This is a genomic window from Chitinophaga pinensis DSM 2588, assembly GCF_000024005.1.
Classification (GTDB): Bacteria; Bacteroidota; Bacteroidia; order Chitinophagales; family Chitinophagaceae; genus Chitinophaga; species Chitinophaga pinensis.
The window spans coordinates 8,936,634-8,956,672 of record NC_013132.1 but is presented as its reverse complement, the minus strand read 5'-3'; the positions used below and the strand labels follow the sequence as shown (position 1 = coordinate 8,956,672).

At 44.3% G+C, this 20,039-nt stretch carries 20 protein-coding genes and 1 pseudogene; 7 read left to right on the top strand and 14 right to left on the bottom strand.

The window, feature by feature from the left end:
* Positions 1-2: 2 nt before the first annotated feature.
* The 4 genes and pseudogenes from CPIN_RS38835 to CPIN_RS35475 all read left to right on the top strand — a co-directional run bounded on the left by CPIN_RS38835 (position 3) and on the right by CPIN_RS35475 (position 2,509).
* Entirely contained in the window at positions 3-506 is a 504-nt protein-coding gene (locus tag CPIN_RS38835) for a RagB/SusD family nutrient uptake outer membrane protein (protein ID WP_148230701.1), read from the top strand.
* A 220-nt stretch (positions 507-726) separates the two neighbouring features.
* Positions 727-798: pseudogene (locus CPIN_RS39735) on the top strand (hypothetical protein); the annotation flags it as partial.
* Positions 799-837: 39 nt separating this feature from the next.
* Entirely contained in the window at positions 838-1,764 is a 927-nt protein-coding gene (locus tag CPIN_RS35480) for an endonuclease/exonuclease/phosphatase family protein (RefSeq protein ID WP_012794733.1), read from the top strand.
* A 376-nt stretch (positions 1,765-2,140) separates the two neighbouring features.
* Complete coding sequence (locus tag CPIN_RS35475; RefSeq protein ID WP_012794732.1) at positions 2,141-2,509, top strand: hypothetical protein; 369 nt, start codon at positions 2,141-2,143, stop codon at positions 2,507-2,509.
* A 36-nt stretch (positions 2,510-2,545) separates the two neighbouring features.
* Here the strand turns inward: CPIN_RS35475 and CPIN_RS35470 are convergent, their stop codons facing one another.
* The 4 genes from CPIN_RS35470 to CPIN_RS35455 form a co-directional block, all read right to left on the bottom strand.
* On the bottom strand, positions 2,546-3,628 hold the full coding sequence (locus CPIN_RS35470; RefSeq protein WP_187294725.1) for a tetratricopeptide repeat protein: 1,083 nt from the start codon (positions 3,626-3,628) through the stop codon (positions 2,546-2,548).
* A 108-nt stretch (positions 3,629-3,736) separates the two neighbouring features.
* Positions 3,737-4,369: a YiiX family permuted papain-like enzyme gene (locus tag CPIN_RS35465; RefSeq protein WP_012794730.1), complete on the bottom strand. Its 633-nt coding sequence runs from the start codon at positions 4,367-4,369 to the stop codon at positions 3,737-3,739.
* 225 nt (positions 4,370-4,594) lie between these two features.
* Positions 4,595-5,062, bottom strand: coding sequence for an OsmC family protein (locus CPIN_RS35460; RefSeq protein ID WP_012794729.1), 468 nt, complete (start codon positions 5,060-5,062; stop codon positions 4,595-4,597).
* A gap of 23 nt (positions 5,063-5,085) precedes the next feature.
* Positions 5,086-5,520: a MarR family winged helix-turn-helix transcriptional regulator gene (locus CPIN_RS35455; RefSeq protein ID WP_012794728.1), complete on the bottom strand. Its 435-nt coding sequence runs from the start codon at positions 5,518-5,520 to the stop codon at positions 5,086-5,088.
* Positions 5,521-5,742: 222 nt separating this feature from the next.
* On the opposite strand from CPIN_RS35455, the gene CPIN_RS35450 reads away from it, so the two are divergent.
* Entirely contained in the window at positions 5,743-6,987 is a 1,245-nt protein-coding gene (locus tag CPIN_RS35450) for an MFS transporter (protein WP_012794727.1), read from the top strand.
* A gap of 219 nt (positions 6,988-7,206) precedes the next feature.
* On the opposite strand, the gene CPIN_RS35445 is transcribed toward CPIN_RS35450, so the two are convergent.
* The 3 genes from CPIN_RS35445 to CPIN_RS35435 all read right to left on the bottom strand — a co-directional run bounded on the left by CPIN_RS35445 (position 7,207) and on the right by CPIN_RS35435 (position 11,577).
* Entirely contained in the window at positions 7,207-7,719 is a 513-nt protein-coding gene (locus CPIN_RS35445) for a hypothetical protein (protein WP_012794725.1), read from the bottom strand.
* A 661-nt stretch (positions 7,720-8,380) separates the two neighbouring features.
* Entirely contained in the window at positions 8,381-9,145 is a 765-nt protein-coding gene (locus CPIN_RS35440) for a hypothetical protein (protein ID WP_012794724.1), read from the bottom strand.
* 905 nt (positions 9,146-10,050) lie between these two features.
* Positions 10,051-11,577, bottom strand: coding sequence for a TROVE domain-containing protein (locus CPIN_RS35435; protein WP_012794723.1), 1,527 nt, complete (start codon positions 11,575-11,577; stop codon positions 10,051-10,053).
* A 256-nt stretch (positions 11,578-11,833) separates the two neighbouring features.
* On the opposite strand from CPIN_RS35435, the gene CPIN_RS35430 reads away from it, so the two are divergent.
* A complete protein-coding gene (locus tag CPIN_RS35430) occupies positions 11,834-12,370 on the top strand; it encodes a carboxymuconolactone decarboxylase family protein (protein ID WP_012794722.1) in 537 nt (178 codons plus the stop codon).
* Between the two features lie 146 nt (positions 12,371-12,516).
* Here the strand turns inward: CPIN_RS35430 and CPIN_RS35425 are convergent, their stop codons facing one another.
* The 3 genes from CPIN_RS35425 to trxA form a co-directional block, all read right to left on the bottom strand.
* The gene (locus CPIN_RS35425; protein WP_012794721.1) at positions 12,517-13,392 is read right to left on the bottom strand and encodes a lipase family protein; all 876 of its coding nucleotides are present in this window, start codon (positions 13,390-13,392) and stop codon (positions 12,517-12,519) included.
* Positions 13,393-13,492: 100 nt separating this feature from the next.
* Positions 13,493-14,290: a hypothetical protein gene (locus tag CPIN_RS35420; protein WP_012794720.1), complete on the bottom strand. Its 798-nt coding sequence runs from the start codon at positions 14,288-14,290 to the stop codon at positions 13,493-13,495.
* Between the two features lie 92 nt (positions 14,291-14,382).
* A complete protein-coding gene (trxA, locus tag CPIN_RS35415; RefSeq protein ID WP_012794719.1) occupies positions 14,383-14,679 on the bottom strand; it encodes a thioredoxin in 297 nt (98 codons plus the stop codon).
* Between the two features lie 219 nt (positions 14,680-14,898).
* Between trxA and CPIN_RS35410 the strand changes: the two genes are divergently transcribed.
* Positions 14,899-15,942, top strand: a complete 1,044-nt coding sequence (locus CPIN_RS35410) for an aldo/keto reductase (protein WP_012794718.1) — start codon at positions 14,899-14,901, stop codon at positions 15,940-15,942.
* 149 nt (positions 15,943-16,091) lie between these two features.
* Here the strand turns inward: CPIN_RS35410 and CPIN_RS35405 are convergent, their stop codons facing one another.
* From CPIN_RS35405 to CPIN_RS35390, 4 genes are all read right to left on the bottom strand, one after another.
* Positions 16,092-16,994, bottom strand: a complete 903-nt coding sequence (locus CPIN_RS35405) for a glycosyl hydrolase (protein WP_012794717.1) — start codon at positions 16,992-16,994, stop codon at positions 16,092-16,094.
* A gap of 321 nt (positions 16,995-17,315) precedes the next feature.
* A complete protein-coding gene (locus CPIN_RS35400; RefSeq protein ID WP_012794716.1) occupies positions 17,316-18,191 on the bottom strand; it encodes an NAD(P)-dependent oxidoreductase in 876 nt (291 codons plus the stop codon).
* A gap of 87 nt (positions 18,192-18,278) precedes the next feature.
* A complete protein-coding gene (locus CPIN_RS35395; RefSeq protein WP_012794715.1) occupies positions 18,279-19,028 on the bottom strand; it encodes a LytR/AlgR family response regulator transcription factor in 750 nt (249 codons plus the stop codon).
* Positions 19,003-20,007 carry a sensor histidine kinase gene (locus CPIN_RS35390; protein WP_245552065.1) on the bottom strand — a complete coding sequence of 335 codons (1,005 nt, stop codon included), beginning with the start codon at positions 20,005-20,007 and terminating at the stop codon, positions 19,003-19,005. The genes CPIN_RS35395 and CPIN_RS35390 overlap by 26 nt, the downstream gene beginning before the upstream one ends.
* Positions 20,008-20,039: the final 32 nt, after the last annotated feature.

Here is a 20,039-nt window from a genome sequence, read left to right as displayed (position 1 = left end):
GTATAGCTGTATTCAATGATGCTAACTGGTATTTTACCTCTGCTACGTATGGTAACGGTCTGAGCTTTACCAGGACATTTATCAACACCTGCCTGAATATTGACGGTACACCGTTCACCAATGAGGCGGGATATGCGACGCAGACATTCGCGCAGGAGACACAGGGCCGCGACATGCGTTTGCGACAGACGATCCGTATGGGATCTTATACCCGTACCGATAATGGAAAAACGGTTGCAGCTCCGCCTGTATTTTCTTATACTTACACTGGCTATATGCCGATCAAGTTTACGCTGGATGATACTTATTATGATGGCGGTACAACCAGGACGAATTCTATCACCCTGATGCGTTATGCAGAGATCCTGCTGAACTATGCGAGGCGATGGCGGAACTGGGTAAGTTGTCGGATAATGACTGGGCGAAAACGGTTGGCGCACTGTGTGCCCGTGCTGGTATTACCGGTGGTATTACGGCTAAGCCGACGGTGGCTGACAATTACCTGAAAACAAAATATTTTCCAGGTATTATGGACCTGAATAGCGATGGCGTGCCGGATGTATGTTTTTACAAGACCGCACCAGCTGAGCAGGTAAAGGGAGTTACGTATATCAATGTAAGCCCTGTGCTGAGCAGTGGTACGATCTGCAGGTACTGTCGGATGATATACATGGTGAGTTGTACTGGCTGGATAATGTATCCCGTGAGTGAGCTGATTACAAGTATCTTTATCCGGTGCCTTATACCGATCTGCAGCTGAACCCTAAACTGGGACAGAACCCGGGTTGGGAGCTGTAAGGAATTAAATTAAATGATCATTATAAACACGAGATGCAGATGAAAAGAAAGATGCTCCTGATGGCTGTTTTTACCGTGCTGAGTTACGCTGTAATGGCGCAGAAAATGACGGTGGCCACTTACAACATGCGTAATGACAATAACAAGGAAGACGCTGCTCATGGCAACGGTTGGAAACAGCGGTATCCGGTGATCGCTTCCATGATCCGCTTTCATGGTTTTGATATTTTCGGAACACAGGAATGTATGCACCACCAGTTAGAGAACCTGAAAGACAGTCTGCCCGGTTATGCGTATATCGGGATAGGCCGTGATGACGGAAAGGAAGCCGGTGAATATTCTGCTATCTTTTACAATGGTGTAAAGTTTAAGTTGCTGGAACATGGAGATTTCTGGATGGCGGAAGAAACAGACAAGCCAAAGAAAGGCTGGGATGCGGTATTGCCAAGGATCTGTACCTGGGGTAAATTCAAAGAGATCAAAACAGGATTTACTTTTTACTTTTTCAACCTGCATATGGACCACGTAGGTGTGAAAGCGCGCGCGGAGAGTGCGAAGCTGGTAATGGATAAAGTAAGAAAGATGGCAGGGAATATTCCGACCATTCTGACAGGTGACTTTAACGTGGATCAGCAAAGCGAATCTTATACACTGATCAATACTTCCGGTTTGCTGAAAGATGCGTATGAAACGACTGCGATCCGTTATGCGGAGAATGGTACTTTCAATGCATTCAATCCAAACAGCAAAACTGACAGTCGTATCGATCACATTTTCCTGACCAGACAATTCCGTGTGGAAAAGTATGGTATACTGACGGATACTTATCGTGGTCCGGTGGTAACAGAAAATGGAGACGACAAAGTGAGTTCGGCTGATTTTCCCAAAGAGGTATCACTGAAGAAGTATGTGGCGCGTGTGCCATCAGATCACTTCCCGGTGATGGCGATTATTACCTGGAAGTAAGCGATCTGTAAATAATTATGTAAAAAGCTCCTGTCGGTACCATCCGGCAGGAGCTTTTTGAATTTTTTCTGAAAATATTTTTTTTTAAGATGCTATAGTTAGGAGAGCCTGCATGCTGGTACTGATAATCCCCATATGCTGTTTGACTAAGAACTGTTTAAAAATGTTATTTTTTCTTTCTATAACGAGTAGTAGTACTCACTTGTGTTTCAATGAGTACATATTTTAGGGGCTGCTGATTAGCAACTAGTTGGAGAAAAAGCGAAAATGGAATCTGTTGGAACACGCAATTAACGGGCATCCTACTGAAACTACCAGGGTATATATTGCGTATGTTTCTCATATATTATACACGCTTAAGCTTTCGTAATTTTTTATGATGCACTTACCTGAAAACATGATCATTACTGTAGTATTTGGACTAATGCTGGCCCTCATTGTTTTTCTGCTGACCAGGCATAATTTTTCCAAACATGGCAAGACAGACTATCAGAAGAAGATAGAGATTGCCAACAACGAAATGCTGTATTCCATCAGGCCTCTACTTGTTGAAAAGAAGGTGCCTTCGAAGGAAATCCTTGGAGCAGTTCGTTACTCAACCGCCAAGAAGTATGGAGTGGAACAAAATGACCTTTACGATGAATTTTCTCTGACGAGCGACTTAATTAATGAAACGATTGCCAATTCATTTCTGACTTCAGATGAGAAGCTGGAGTTCTGTAGTCTGTTGCAGTCTATCAAATAAATGAAAGCTACTTTTTGCCGGCAACTGCCTTCTAAGTTAATTCTTAGAAGGCATTTTGCTTGTTGGCTTTTTAGTATTTTTTGCCGCTGTAGATTTAGAGGAGTTTGATTTGTCAGTATCCGTTTTGGTTTTGGAAACTGTCTTAGCGGTAGTTGGTTTACTGTTTGTTGCTTTTTCTGCGGATGTTTTAGCAGTAGCGGGTTTAGGCATGGTTGCCTTTGGAACCGGTTTCTTGCTGTTAATCCTTTTTATTTCAGCGCTGGCCAGGTCTTTAGCTTCCTGGTCACCATATTTTAAAGTCTGTTCGTAATACATCACGGCATGTTCATCATCTCCCTTTTTGGCGTAGATATTAGCGATGTTGTTTAATACGATATAATCTTTCGGCGCAATAGCATTGGCTTTCAGGAAAGTCTTCAATGCATTTTCCGTATCTTCTTTCAGCGTGTATGCCAGACCGAGGTCGGAGAGACTTTCTACGTGTTTAGGATAATATTTCAGCACGGTTTCGGAGATCAGCTTGATGTTGTCAGCCTGGCTTTTACCTACGTTGTAGATCTGGGCAACGTATTCCTGCACGGCATTCAGCATGAACTGTTCTGGTTTTTCCAATGCTTTGTTATCGGACCATTTCCATTTGTTATCGATGGTGCTGCCGTAGTTGATAGCGGACACCAGTTCTTTGGTCAGATTGGTATAATTATAGTTTTCACCCAGCATATAGATTTTGCCGAAGCGCATATCCAGACGGTTGGGGAATTTGGAGATACCGGTATTAATATATTTAAAACCTTTGTTCAGTGGCTCTTTTTTGTAACCTACCTCACTGGTATAACCGGCAGGATCACCATTTTTGCCAGCTTTGAGGGCATTGGAGCCGTTGGCAGTATGGTTAATGGTCACTACCTCTGTTTTACTTTTGGAAACGTAATAGTTGAAGTATGCGATATAGAGTTCAGCGTCATTGGGTTTCGCTTTTTCCCATTTCGCCAGCAGTACACGTTGTTTGGTTGTGTCGCCGCTAGTGCTTAACTTTTCGAAATCCTGCTTATAGTTTTGGGCAATAGTAGGGACAGAGAATGCTGTGGACAGCAATAGGAATGTAGAAAATCTTTTCATATTCATAGGATTGGAATAAACGGTACTACGCCGTTGATATAAAAAATCGAACCTTGTTCTTACTGGTTAGACCAGACCTTGGAGTACAAAGTTACTGAGATAATACTATTATTTGCCAGATTTCGACCTAACGGTCATAAATAAGTTGCTTTCATAGATGCTTTGCGGTGAGATAACCGTTTCATTTACAGGGAGATTGTCCCCATAACGTTCATGGATAATCTCTTTCACTGGTTCACTGCTGAGATCAAATTCTTTCATCTGCTGCAATTTGCCCACTTCTACGCCAGCGGCTCTCTTATAGATCTTCCATATCAGCTCTGAGCAGTATATTTTATCGTCGGACCATTCGAAGTATGCGTCATAGGATTTGCCCAGCATTTTTTTGCCTTCGGCTTCCATCTTTTGCAATACCTGCGGTGTCAACTGTTTATCTGCATTTTTCAGCCGGCGTACTACATATTTTTTTCCTTCCCCATGTGAGATCCATTCGTCCAGTGGTGTCATTCGGACAGGTTGTACCGCTTCCAGTACATAGTCTTCATTGCCTACTTTCCAGATCATGCCGCAGTGACTGAACTGCGAATGTGTGGCGAGTCTTACCGCGTGGCATTGCGGAGACATAGATGTTTGAAAAATAAGGTCCCCTGAGCGCAGCGGCGCTTCCTCTCTAAAACCATACAGTAAAGTAAGGGTACTTAATGAGGTAATAACCAATCCTATTGCGAGTATCTTCTTCATACGTAATCGGGAAACTGGATATAAGCGCTTACGTTATACACATATAAATTTAGTTAATTTTATCGCTACGCAAATGTTAAAATACTGGAAACATAGGTGTTCCTATTGTATTTTAACTCCTTTTTGTGCTTTTTTACCCCTTTTGGTGAGGAAAATTGATGAGTGGTAGCCTATCGCTGAGTGCCACTACTTACTGTTTTAAGTATCGAATCAGCTATTTTGCGGCTATATTTTACATTTTGCGTCATGATGAACCGGGAATTTCACCGAGTTGGCGATAAAGCAAAGCTGGTTTGCTTTTGCATGAAGTGCATTCGCTTTATCGATCATGGCAGGATCCGTTACTGTTACTTCGGGATGCAGGGTTACCTCTGAGAAGTGGCCACCGCCATCTGCTGTTTCTATCATCGTACCGGTGGCATTATCCACATAATCAACGACTATGACGCCTGCTTCTGAGCAGAGGTGCAGGTACCAGAGCATATGACAGGAGGATAGTGACGCTACCAGCATTTCTTCCGGGTTATAACGGGTCTTGTCTCCCCTGAAGCTGGGATCAGAGGAACCTGGAATTTCGGGTTTGCCATCGACCTGCAGGATGTGATTGCGCTCGTAAGCCTGGTAGGCGGAAGTACCGGAACCGGTATTGCCGGTCCAGCGGGTTGTCATCTTATAATGGTGCATTCCTTTCATAATAATATCAGATAAGTGCCTGTTTAGCCATTGTATTCCGCGAGCCGTTGCAGGAGGGGGAGGAAAGCTTCTATCAGTGCCAGTTCTTCGGCAGAGAAGAGTTTATCCATTGCTTTTACCAGCCATTCTTCTTTAATACGTCTGTTTTCATACAGGTGCCGGGTCCCTTTTTCTGTCAGCGATACAACAGATTTCCTTTTATCGGTTTCGTCCATTACGCGGTTGACGCAGCCCACCTCTTCCAGCCGGTTGAGGATCTGGGAGATAGCCTGTGCCGATATGCGCTCCATTTCTGCCAGGGCGGAGGGCAGCAATTTGCCGTGCTGATCGAGCAGGCCCATTGTGAGTAACTCTGCGTTGGAGAAATCGGAGCTGATGTTTTGTTTGCGTAGCTGCCTGACAAGACGGGTGACCGTACTGCGCAGGGAAGCGGCTACTTCATAAGTGTTTGTGGACATAATACAGAATCAGTTTACAAAGTTACTTTACATTTTTTGAACTATTGCATGTTGGCGGGTAGATTGTCTGCCGAAATGCTGTTTCCAGCTACTGACGGGTGTTTTATGTCTATAATAGCTGGTTTTAACACGTTTTTGAGACTGTAGTAGGAGAATAGAACGGCTGTGTTTCATAAAAAAGCTGTACTTTTGTAAAGTAACTTTATTAATTTACTTAATCAAATGTCAGTATTTCGTTCATTAAAACACCATAACTTCAGACTTCACTTTATAGGACAAGCCATATCACTTATCGGGACATGGATGCAAAGGGTAGCTATCAGCTGGCTGGTATACCGCATCACAGGGTCTGCTTTGCTACTTGGACTGGTGACTTTCCTCAGTCTGATACCTTCCCTGGTGCTGGCGCCTTTTGCCGGCAGTTTCATCGACAGACATAATAAGTTCAAGGTAGTCATGGTCACCCAGATTGCACTGATGGTGCAGGCGGGTGTGTTGGCGGCTATGGTCTGGCTGAATTATTACAGTATGATCTGGATCTCGGTATTGAGTCTGGCGCAGGGGCTGATCAATGCTTTTGACACCACGGCCCGGCAGGCGCTGATGGTGGACCTGGTAGATGATAAGGAAGATCTTCCCAATGCGATTGCGTTGAACTCTTCTGCATTCAATGCGGCACGACTGGTAGGACCTGCGCTGGCGGGTATCATCCTTAGTTCCTTTGGGGAGGATATCTGTTTTCTGATTAACTTCCTGAGTTTTATTGCGGTAATTTGTTGTCTGGTGATGATGAAACTGGCGCTGATACCGGCTTCCCGTTCGGATGTGAATATCTGGGCTGACCTGAGGAAGGGGTATGATTACCTCCGGGAATCACCGGATCTTTCTTCCCTGATATTGCTACTGGCGGCTTCCAGTCTGCTGGTGATACCTTATACGACTTTACTACCTGTTTTTGCCAAAGACGTTTTCCATGGTGATGCGACTACCTTCAGCTGGTTTGAGAGTGCTGCCGGTTTAGGTGCATTGTTTGGAGCGGTGTTTATGGCAACACTCAAACCCGGCCGTGATCTGATACGGCTGACTATTCTTTCCAGTACTGTATTTGCTGTGGCTTTACTGGGACTGGCAGTATCCTCTTCAATTGTCCTGGCGCTGGCGGCGACTGCTGCTACAGGTGGCGGACTGATGATCCAGAACTCTGCTATCAATACTTATCTGCAGACGCACGCTTCTTCTGAAATGCGCGCACGGACGCTGAGTTATTATATCATGTCTTATCAGGGAATGTTACCAATTGGTAGTCTGGTGATCGGATATCTTGCACATTATTTTGGAGTAGGTGTGGTAGTATTTGCAGAAGGGATTATGGGTATACTGATCGTATTGGTGTTTATGTTGCATCAGCGGGGTATCAGTCATTGGATAAGGGTGCTGCACGTAATCAGACTGCGTTACCTGAGATAACGAATAACTATAAAAAAGCGTTCAGCCTGGCGCCGCAAAGGCCAGACTGAAGCGCATATAGGAAAACAACAATGGAAGCAAGGCCAGGCATAGATTATGTAAAAGGCCGGTTAGACAAACAACAGGGTTGGGGATATCAGTGCAAGCAGCAGGCGCCTTGCCACTATGCACTGACGGAGACCGCGGCTCCTAACAACATAATGGATGAGTGCTTGGGTACTATTTGATAAGCACCACGTTAAAGGCTCTTACAATTGTTTGCACATCACTGTTAGAGCGCTTTGTGTTTTTGAAACGGATGGCTGTGAAATTATTCTCATTTACATCCGGGAGATACACATACAATGTTTTCACTTCTCCAGTGGAAAAAAAGATGGTACATACGCCTTCGTATGAAATAGCAGCAGGTTGCAGCTGCATATCAATTCTGAACGTTACATTACTTTGTGTGAAAGCCTGATCAAACAGCACGAGCTCCTGGTGCTGATCTCTTTCATCGCCGAATACCATTACCAGATCATCGGGTGATGTGGATAAAGTGTCAATGTTATCTACCGAACCAAAAGAGGTGATCTGCAATACCCCATCTGAATTTTTCAGTTCTCTGTTGTCGATGGTTGCTACAGTTGTCACGGAGCCACCGGAGGAGAGCTGGGCTGGCCTGGATAAGTAACCAGGATTGCCATTATTAAAATAGGTTGCTACAAATTGGTTCATTCTTGATTTCAGCATAGTATATAAAAGATATTTAAGTCGTATCTGTGAATAGCTGCATCTGTATGTCATGCGCAGCCATGGGGGTGGCTTATCGCCATTGGATGCAACTCAGTTAATTGCTGCCGGGTAGGCAGTAAAATGAATGTGTTCTTGAAGGTGGCGCCTGCACTAAGCATGCGAACGTGCAGGCACCGTTAATCAGGAGTTTACATAGTCAAAATGTATTGCTTAACAAGATTGTTTCATACGCTGAGGTGAAAAAAGTACTTACATAACCAAAGATTTGTACGTTACAAGATTGATTTTAAATTGCACAGCAGTTATTTTATTACTGCTGAACAGGGATTTATATTCAATAGGAATGGTGTTTTATTTGTTTGATCTTCATGATTACCCTACAAAGATACAGGTGCATTACGCAGCCATCATGCGTAGTGAAAATAGGTGGAAAATATTCTTTAAACAGGTCGTATGTATGTAGCAAACGTGGACTTGATATTGTGTCTGTATTTAGCGGGGTTATTTGCTGCGAGAGCTATATGTGGTGCGGGTTGACAGGTGTTTTGTTGATATGAGGATAGCCGCCGGATGGGCCGGCAGCGACATGGTATATTTCAGTAAGAATCAATAGGTATGATGTGGTTATGAACAGTATGCAATACGATGGCAGCAGGTACTATTCCCGTTGAATAAAAGTGAGTAATAACCGATAATGTGGTGTGTGTAATTGCACCTGTTCTTCATGATGCATAATGATTGTTTTTGTAGCAGGAGATGTACAAACAGTTTCCTGTATCTGCGGTTTTTGTATAGCAATAATATCGGCCACGAGATGCTGTTTGTTCGCTATGATACTGGTTCCGTTGAAGGCTCTTATCTGTAAGGTAACAATCAGTGTGCCTGTGCCGGGAATAGCCACAGGATGCATTAATCCACCAAAAGTAGCCGTTGCATCAATACTGAAAGCAGTTGTTTGTGTGCCCATTATGCGATGTGTTTTACAATCAATACGAGTAGCGATCATTTTTACTTCCAGCATTGTAATGCCTTTGTAGTGCCGTAATGTTTGCGCAGGTATATGTAATACATTGTCCGCGGAAAAGAAGGGTGCGACAGGGAAGAAATGATCTATACCGGCATGTTGATTAAAACGAAAGCCTTTAATTACGTTGATATGATTACCTGCAGCGGGAATGAGCAGCTTTGTGAGTCTGTTGACATGGGAGCTGTCGCAATGCACATCCAATGCTGCATAAATAGCATGACGGATGAAGGCACCTTTTTTACTGGCCATACCAAAGCGTTGTGCTGCGCGTTGCGTAGCGGCAGTCTGGCGTACTGTGTCCGGGGTACTACGCAGGAAATAGTCTCCCTTTCGATAGTAGCCGATCATATTCCCCAGGCGGCCGGTGAACTGAATAATGGATGTTTGTTTTGCCATAGCAATGTATACTGTTTGGCAGTAAATATAGGATTACCTGCTGCTATCGGAGAACGAACCCACTGCGGATTTTCTAATGGTATTTCGGGTGGTATTGCAGATTATTTAAAGGTAATGCGTGTATGGTTGAATAAGTGTTAATGTGCTTCGTGTACTATGTGGAGAAATACGAAAAAGGAGAGAAATGGATATTTCTCTCCTGTCAACAGAGAATGAAAACTACAGCTTTTACGAAGCATTCACATGCATATAAAAAGATAAAAACAGGATAAAAAATTGGAAGCGACCATTCTAATGCTCTACCGACTGAGCTACCTGTCGACGATGTCAGACAGAGGAGGGCTCGAACCTCCGACTCATAGATTAACGAAGTAACGCTTTCCTACGACACCTGTTTTATAAGAACGGGGTAATATTCGAACAATAAGTTGTTGGATCTCTGCCTATGCACTCGGCCACCCGCCTTTCGACGGAGGGGGATTTCAACCCCCGTGAGAGATTTAGTCGAATTGGAGTCGATGTATTACTGCTCTACGACACCCGTTCTAAGATTTTAAAACATAAACAACAGAGGTAACTACTGGAAGTGTCTTTGTGTTCTACCTAAAAGAGCGAAGTAACACTTACCCACGACACTCGTCGTTATGTTTTGTAGCCCTGGCAGGACTCGAACCTGCATTCCCCTTCAGGCAGTACGACTGTAAATACGCATCCCTACTTTCGATACTTCAGATTTCGGTGCACTGTAAATTCTGACCATTGCCAGGCGTACCGGCAACGGTATGATCCGTACACTCCATGGTAATATTTTTCCACGGGCTTTTTCCGCTTAAGCTACAGGGCCGGGTATTATACATCCCTCCCTTTTGGAGGGATGTATGAATAAGGTTAACAATAATGAACTGCTATAAAGCAAGGCCGGCAATTTCAGTGATGGCGTCTCCTCCTTTGTCAATCGCATCCAGGACTCCGAAGATCTTGTCACTCCATCCCGCAATGAGGAAAACATCATCCTGACGCACATCCAGCGGTACGGTATTGTAACCCGCCAGATTGAACAGGTAAAGCTTTGCGTTTGGCGCTATCTGCTTGTATTTTGTCCATTTAGCTGACATGCTGTTGGATGCACTGGTATTACCCGTATTGCTATCCCACAACTGTCCGTCGGTAAACAACATAATCTTATCAGCTACATATCTTTTATTGATCAGATCATCCAGCACCAGGTAACCATTCGTGGAATAACCCACTTCACCTTCTCGTCTGTAGAATTCATCGATGTTGCCGAGAATATTATCCGGAGACATACTCACTGTTTTCCAGGAATCACCGAACATACCTGTCACGACGTGCTTACATTTATGTTGTAACAACATGGCCAGTAAGAGACCGATGTCATACAGTAAAACGGTGCTCTTTGCAGATATTGGTTGCTGCATGGAACCGGAAACGTCGCACGCGATGACAACCTTTGTATACTCGTCAAATCCTTTCAGGTGTGCTACGCTGGTCTGTAATGCTTTTTCCAGTGCTCTTTTCAGTTCGGTGATATAACCGTGCCGGATATTCTTAATCTCTCTGTAGGCAGACAGGTAACGGAATGGCAACTGTTTTGCATTCATGACAGCCTTTTTATCGGCCAGCATTTGAAATACCTTCTTCAGGTATTGTGTATCGACATTGTAATCAAGCATGTTACGCACGTTTCTCAATGCCGCCATATATCCCAGTTTTCCGCTTTCTATCAGTTCCGTCCATACCCATTTGAAAGCTTCTTTTTTAGCGTATTCAGAATCGTATTTCGCCTGACCAGCTGCGGATAATGCAGTTTCCCATGTATAAGGCGTATCCAGGTTATCTTCTACTATCTTATTGAACAGTGCCTGCTGTGCGTCATCCTTTGCTTTCGGATGTACAATGAACAGCGCATCTTTCAAGGTGATATCCGTCTTACGGTTATATTTAGCGAACTGGTATTCGTCGAATTTGTTGAAAGCAACAGCGAGTCCTTTTTGCAGCTGCTTACTCAGGTGATTGAGCTTTTTAGTCTCTTTCCTTTCGTTTGCCACTGCATAGTAGGCCAGTATTTCTGTAATCTCGTCGGCCCGCTGGATAACGCGTCCTGTCAGTTTACCTACCAGGTTGTCTCCTTTGTGCACTTTAGCCAGTTCCACTGTCAATACCGTTGGTACTGAACGCAGATACATCCTTTCCCTGGTGTAGACTGCAAGTCTTGCTACGAATCCAGGATCATTTTTAGCGATCAGTGTACGCAGACGTTCCAGCTTCTCTGTGCTTTTCTCATAAAACTGGTCTTGCAGAGAAGCAGTAACTACAGCACTGTACAGTTCCATTTCAGGTGTCAGGGTGTATGCCGCTGCTCCTGCATGGTTGACTACTTGTTTGATAGTTTTGAGCTTGTTGAATCTCATGACCGTTTGTTTTTGTTTGATGATACAAAGTTGGAAGGCATGTGCGCACTTTTTTTGCGCAGGAGAAATTTTTTCCGGGATTTTTAAAAAAAAGTGGGTGATGGCCTTTGTGCGGGTATATAATATAGATACAGAAACGGCCTGCCGGGGAAAAATGTACAAGACATAGGGAAGAGTATCCATTTTCCGGCGATAGACTTTGTTGCAATTTTACATCGTCAATAACGACAAACACACACACATCAAACATAAAAAAATGAAAACGTTCAATGTTCCATCAAGAGAAGAAGTAAGTGCCAACAATCAGACACTGTTTGACAATCTGAAAAAAGGTCTGGGTAAAGTGCCTAACCTGTATGCAACAATGGCTTATTCTGAAAATGCATTGGCTACCTACCTGGCATTATCAACCGGTAAAACCTCATTGAAAGCAAAAGAGAAGGAAGTAGTGAATCTGGTTGTAAGCCAGGTGAATGATTGTGACTACTGTCTGGCGGCACACACTTATATTGGTAAACTGAACGGCTTTTCTGATGAACAGATCATAGAGATCCGCAAAGGTAGCGCCTCTTTCGATCCTAAGCTGAACGCACTGGCTGCACTGGTTAAAAACCAGGTGGAAAACAAGGGTAAAGTGGATCCTGCGCTGGTAGATGCATTCTTTGCTGCAGGTTTTACAAACGAAAACCTGGTAGATGTGATCATCGTGATTGGTGATAAGGTAGTGACCAACTATCTGTATGCTGCAACGAAAGTGCCGCTTGATTTCCCTGCTGCACCAGCATTATCTTAACAATTCTGCTTAATCATATATGGACGACCGCGGATCCTTTTATAAAGGGGTGCGCGGTTTTCCCGTTTATAGCCTTTCTAAAAAGAAAAAGGCCCCCTCGTATAAACGAAGCGGCTTTACTTCCTGATTAACATAACCATAGTGAACTAATATCTTCTTCGAAAACTCAATTTTTTAATCATGACGTCATCGTCTATATCGGAGATAAGGCAATTCTCGCTCAGCACTGTGTTAGCAGCGCCGAGCATGTACATGTATGTTCTGAGGGAATGTGTACAATCAGGTAACCATCCGAGGGAGGCATCCCCCAGTGAATCCAGGGGTATGCCATTGTGCACATGGTCGTAACCAAATGCATCCAGCAGTGTAGGTATAAGGTCAGGCAGATTGTAATACCTCTCGCTGGTTGTGATCAGCGAATTGTGAAAAGAAACAAAAGCAGCGTCACCCACACAAGGCGATCCAAATGTGTATAAGCGGCAGGGATGCAGGGTGTAAGCATCTCCCACGGCAAACAGCGTAGCCATCGCCGCACCCAGACCATGACCGGTACATACCATAGGCTGTGTGTCATCTTCCGACTGCATATTGGTATAATGGATGCTATATCTGATATATTTTAACAGCCCTTTGGGTTTTGTTTGCCCGGGCTCTGAAAAGGTCATTCCGTTGTACATATCCAGAAATCCGGATACGACATTTCCACTGTTATTGCCAAAAGGGCTTGGAGAAGGGAGTATATCGAGCCGCTCTGCCCAGTCAAGAAACTCAGCAGATCCTCTGAGCGCCAGCACATAAGTAGTAGGTGCATCCGGTGAAAAGTTACTTCTGGCCAGAAAACCACTATATGCGAGTCCTGCCTTGCCTTTACCGGTATCTTTCCTGTGAAGATTATAGACCAGCGTATAACCCGGTGGGAAGAAGGGGTATTGTTCCTGTGACGGACTCTGTTCCTTTACCTGGTACGCAGCGTCTATAAAATGCGCATATTTCAGTGCTATGGCCTGTGTTGACTTTACCATAAACCCGCTTGTTAATCAGTGAATATGCCGTGAATTTACCAGCATATTCACTGACCAGGGGGCCAAATGGCATAAAATGCGCTTTTAGAGGTATAAGTGGTTAAACCTGCGACATAGCGGGTTGTGGTTGTGGGGTTGCTTTCTTCTTTTTCAACAGATAATGGGCGATAGTAATCTCCACCAGGGGAATCGCCATCAGCAGACAAAGGGTAATCAGGATCCCTTTTTGTATGCTTTTCAGGAAATGATCTACCTGGATCATCGCGATTTTGGCAAATAAGCCCGTCCGAAGTACTTCATCGATGCGGGAAGCCATCAGCTCTTTACTGACGTCTTCATCCAGTCCCAATTTTTCCTTCAGCAGTTTGTGAATGGTATGTTTGGCAAACTGCGCCATGCCTTTGCCTTTGGTCAGTTTCAGCAACCAAGGTAAAATGACATTGCTTCCTTGCTGTAAAGTCTGCTGTTGTGCAAGCAATGAATCGTATTGTGTATAAATGACTTCAGCTACGGCATCTATCAGCTGGTCCGTAGTGAGATTAGACAGGGAGGCATTATTATCACGCAGATAGTTGCTTACAGCAGCGGATGTCTTTGCATCAATAGACGAGGGAATATGTTCTATATAAACCGACGTGTGTGCTTTGATATCTTTTCGCAGCCCGTTGAAGAAGCCCCATTTCATACCGAAAAAGCCAGCCAGGAGCGGCAATATCACGAAATAACTATAAGCCAGGATGCGAAGGGCGGTATATTTGCGGGGAACCAGTACTCTCTTACGGAAGACGATCAGCAGGATCAGTGTTAGTAGTAATGCGCCGATTCCATATAAAACAGCGCCTGTAATGATAGTGGCGGGATCAACAAAATCGCCCAGTTGGGATAGGGTTTTAAACATTTCTTTCATATTACAATGCTACAATGTGAAGTACTAAGATATATAAATTCTCATCATACTTCATATTGTAGCATCATTTATTGCTGAACGGCTCAGGCATTCTGCCTGACAATCTGTTCAAGGTTGCTGGCCGGTACCACGCCAGATTGACGCCATACAATCTTTCCCTGTTTGAAAAGGATCAGGGTAGGTACACCCTGTACATTGTATGCATTGGCAGCGGCCGGATTTTTATCTACGTCTACTTTTAAAATAGTGGCAGCATCACCTACTTTCTGCTTCAGCTGGTCCAGTATAGGCGCCTGCATTTTACAGGGGCCACACCAGGTAGCAAAGAAATCAACTAACACGGGTTTGTCACTATTTATAATCTCTGAAAATGTTGCCATGATTTGTAACTATTAGTATGTATACGGTATCACAAAAAATATGCAAAAGTACCGGTTCCTGTAGTTGTGGCAGTCCCTGCTATTTTTTGAGATAGCCGGACGGGAAAGGCGATTTCCTTTAAATTTACAGATATATCTGTAAAAAGTACAAGGGTTGAAAATCACGGAATTATCACCTTTGTGCAACTATCTAATTCTTTAATATTTAACGTGAATAAAATGGAATACAGATTTTTAGGAGGATCAGGATTGCAGGTGCCGGTATTGACATTCGGTACGGCCACTTTCGGCGGAAGTAATGAATTTTTCAAGGCATGGGGTAGTACGCAGGCAGATGAGGCGACAAGGATGGTCAATCTTTGTCTGGATGCCGGCGTTAACTTATTTGATACAGCAAATACTTATTCTGATGGTTTGTCTGAGGAGATCCTTGGTAAAGCCATTGAGGGGAAGCGGGATAAGGTGTTAATATCCACGAAGTCAACCTTTCCTATGAGTAACGCATCCGGCGCAAATTATCAGGGTTCCGGCCGTTCGCAGCTGATCAAAAATGTGGAAGCGAGTCTGAAGCGACTGAATACAGACTATATAGATATTTATCACATGCATGGTTTTGATGGTAATACGCCTGTGGAAGAGGTATTACGCGGACTGGACGATCTTATACAAAGTGGAAAGATCAGATATATCGCGGCTTCTAATTTTTCCGGCTGGCACCTGATGAAATCACTGTCTGTGTCTGAACGGTATGGCTGGAATAAATATGTGGCGCACCAGGTGTATTATTCACTGGTAAACAGGGAGTATGAGTGGGAGCTGATGCCATTGGGTGTTGATCAGAAAGTGGGTGCGCTGGTATGGAGTCCGCTGGCTGCCGGTATGCTCGGTGGTAAATACCGTCGTAATCAGCCTTATCCGGCTGACAGTCGTGTAGCCCAGGGTGGTAGTCCGGTACCTTCATTCGCCGTGCCGGATGAACTGTTATATAATGTAGTGGATGCATTGGACGAAGTAGCCGCAGAAACAGGCAAATCAGTGGCGCAGGTAGCGCTCAACTGGTTATTACAAAGACCGACAGTGTCCAGTATCATTATCGGCGCCAGGAATGAAGAGCAGCTGAAACAGAATCTTGCTGCGGTAGGATGGAATCTGACGGTAGACCAGGTAAAGAAACTGGATGCGGCCAGTGAGGCGCCGACGATTTATCCGTACTGGCATCAGCGTGGTAATCTGAAATTAAACCCGCTGCCGAAGTTTTATTAGAAATTAGGAATTAGGAATTAAGAATTAAGAATTGGAATGCAGCGGAGATCTTCGCGTTAATTCTTAATTCTTAATTCTTAATTCTTAATTCTTAATTCTTAATTCTTAATTCTTAATTCTTAATTCCTAATTCTTAGTTCTAAGCCAAATCACTTAATATTTGCGTTAGGCTTATAATTCGCATACCACTGTCCCAGTGTCGTCAGTTTACCATCCGCAGCAATCAGCGAAGAAGGCCATAATGCTGGTTGGATTGGTGAACTTGAGAACCAGGAATAGCGGTGTACATAAGGCAAGTCTTCCAGTTGTGGCAGCAGACGCTGCATGAAGGCCAGTACCTGTTCCGGTTTGTACATATTGGCTTCCATTGTTTGTGCATTATGGTCTGCCGTAGCAAATTCCGTGATCCAGATAGGCAGTTGGTATTTGTTATACAGGTCCCGCAGCGTTTTCACGAAGTGTGCGTCATCCGTTCCTACATACATGTGTACACAAATGAAATCTACACGGCGTTTTTGCTGTATAGCTTTATCCATGAAAGTATAGAGCCATTTTACATCAGGCCACTGGGTAGCAGGGCTACCCAGTGGTAAGCCAATGCTTTCCAGCTGAGGCCAGAGGGCCAGGGCTTCATCTTCGGACATGTTGGACTGATCTTTCGCATCAGGTTCATTGAATCCTAATACATATTTGACAGTACCGGCTGCTTTCAGTTTTTTAACGGAGTCGATCAGGGCAGTGGTGACATTCCCTTTACCCCAGAACATCGGTACGAAATCACAGTTCTGTGGTACTGTTTTAGCTGGCATCAATGTACCCCAGGTATAGAACCAGTGACTTTTCAGGTTCACTACGTTGCCGTACCAGGTACCGTAATCAGTGTTGGTACTGAAGTCTGCTCCTTTTTTGCTGGCAGGCTTTACGTATACGACTTCGTTTCCGTTTCCGTTACCGCTTCCGCCTCCGTTTGTTGGGTCGTTGTCTTTGTCTTTTCCGCAGGATGCAAGGAACAGGGAGATGCTCATTAAGAGCGCGAGTTTCAATTTGGTCATTCCAGGATTTTTAAGTTGGCATTCAGAATATGGTTGTACTTGGTAATACAGCACAATGATATTACATTTTAATATTATTTCATGTTAAGCCGTGAAATTTATACTGAATGTTGTAGTAACTCACTTTCATTGGTGGTATATAACTACCACATTAGGTAGTAGATGTCGCGCAAAGTCCGTGGTAACTTTACGGGTATAAGTTACATACTATTTTTTGAAAGATATAACCATCGCTATCCTCATTGAAGAACCAGGTGCTGACCAAAGACACACAGGCACATTATGCAGAAGGCCGGTAATTACCGGCCTTCTTAATTATAATTATTCTGCATATTTATTCTCAAGATACTGATAGATGGCGCTCATATCCGAGGTAGCCAGTCCCTGTGTCAGTGCATCCTGTAAGGTGTCGAAGAGGGCATTGCCGATAGGCGTATCGAGTCCCTGGCCTTTGGCCAGTCTGATATCTTTTGCCAGCAGACCTAACTGAAACGCAGGTGTGAAATCATGGTTAACGATGTTAGTTGCTTTCAGATTGGTAATGGCGCTGCCTATAGGACCATTGTTGATCAGGGGGAGGAATTGTGCGGGCGGTATGCCATTATTCTGTGCAAATATCACTGCTTCCGATAATCCCTGTAATGTGATGCCCAGGAAGGTGTTAATGGCCAGTTTTGCATAGTTGCCGGCGCCGGCATCACCCAGCAGGTGTGCTGCCTTACCGAGTGCATTGAAGATGGGTTTAGCACGTTCAAAATCTTCAGATCTTCCACCTGCCATAATCACCAGCTGGGCTTCCTGTGCAGGTTTTACGCTACCAGACACAGGTGCATCCAGGTACCAGATACCTGCTGCTTCGCATAAAGTAGCCAGTTGCCGGGTTGTATCCGGAGATACGGTACTCATATCGATTGCCAGCATATCCCGCTGTAATGTGGCGGAAAGCACGCCGTCCGTACCTTCATAAATTTCTTTTAATGCTGCATCATCGGTTACCATGGTGATGATCATGTCTTTGCTTTCTGCCAGTTCCCTGGGAGAATGCGCCACTTTAACGCCCAGTGTCTCCTGCAATGCGATCGCCTTGTCTGTTGTACGATTGTATACTGTTACGTCAAAGCCGGCTTTGACGAGGTTTGTTACCATAGGAACACCCATATGGCCTAAACCTGCCCAACCTATTTTCAAATGATTCATAAGGCTATGTTTGATGGTCTACATAAAGCTAGGAAATATATCTACGTTTTCCATGAACGGAAGGGCCTGTCGGAAAAACGGCCAGTATTAACGGTTGTCAAGCCAGTGCAGGAATTCTGTGGCTTTGTTTTTCCCGATGATGATCTTTTCGGGTGTGGCTGTTTTCAGGTGTACAAGTAATTTACGGCCGAAGTAATGTTCTACTTCGTGTACTGCATTGAAGTTGATAAGATACTGCCGGTTGATGCGGTAAAACTGTTCCTGCGGCAGTTGGGCGCTGATCGTATCCAGGGATTGATTGAGCGTATATTCTTTCGCGTCGAAAGTCACCAGGGCCGGGAAGTCATTTTTGATATAGAAGAAAGCGATGTTCTCTACTGCGATCACCACATATTTGTTATCTCTGAATACCAGAAAACTTTTCTTACCCTGTTGCAGGGGCAGTGGGTAGATGGGGTTTACATCCTGCTGTGCCAGTGAACGGCGTAAGCCAGCCACTTTTTTAAAGGCGGCAGTAAGTGTTTCTTCTGTAAAAGGTTTGAGTATATAATCGATGCCATTGGCTTTAAAAGCTTCTATTGCATATTCATCATATGCTGTGCAGAAGATGACCGGCGCGGTGACTGTTGCTTCTTTGAAGATCTCAAAACAGGAACCATCGGCCAGCTGGATATCCATGAATATCAGGTCGGGAGAAGGAGGGGCAGACAGGTTTTCAATAGCGGCACTAACGGTTTGCAGCGGACCTGTAATCTCTGCATCCGGATCAATGGTGCTGATCAGTTTTATCAGTGCCTTTGCTGTTTTGATCTCATCTTCTATCACGAGTATCTTCATTGAGCACTGGTAGTTTAACTTTAAAGGAAGTACTGTCTTTTATGATTTCCATCTGTTGCTGTTGCAGGGACTGATAACGCTGTGCGATGTTTGTAAGACCTAAACCCGTAGACGGTTCAGGTGTACGTTTCATCTGCAGGTTGTTTGATACAACGATGAATGCATCATCTGAAAAGATGTGGATATGTAGTGGTTGTCCAAGCGAAACGATATTATGTTTGATACAGTTTTCAATTAACAACTGTAATGTAAAAGGCGGTATAAAAGATACGCGGTGTGCGTCGCTGATATTTACTGTCAATGAGATCCCGTCTTCAAAACGGGCCTTTAACAGGAAGAGGTAAGCCTCCAGTGTGGATAACTCTTCTTCCATCCTGACAAGGTGTTGTTTGCGTGTCTCCAGGGAAGATCGGTAAAAGTCAGACAACATCACTATAAACCTGGATGCTTGTTGGTCCTGCATTTCCACCATTGATTTCAGTGTATTCAGGCTGTTAAACAGGAAATGTGGATTTACCTGTTGTTTCAGCAGTTCAAACTGAGCTGACAGGTTATCTGCTTTTGTTTTTTCCAGTTCAACGCTGATCAGTTGTGTGATATGATGTTGATAAATGAGGTGCAGGAACAGGTAAATGGTCAGGTTGATGACCAGTCCTCTGAACTCGTACATCAGCATCATGGACTGAAAATGATATTGCGGCAGGATCAGCTGGTATATCAGTACTAATGCAGCCATGACCACTATGCCTAAAGCCAGGCTACCTGCAAGTCGTTTGCTGGCGAACCTGGCTGGTGCTGCCCCGGCCCGGAAGGTGGGTAGCATGTATATATTAAAGTACCAGATCAAAATGGAAAAGCTGGTGGCTACTGAGATATCCGCCAGCAATTCCCATTTCGTGATATGTATGCGTAATATTTTGGGTATTGAGGCCAGGATGCCGATGAACAGGGCGCTTGTCCATATGACGGCGTTCGACACCCGGAATGTGCGTATGTTTCTGGATATATACA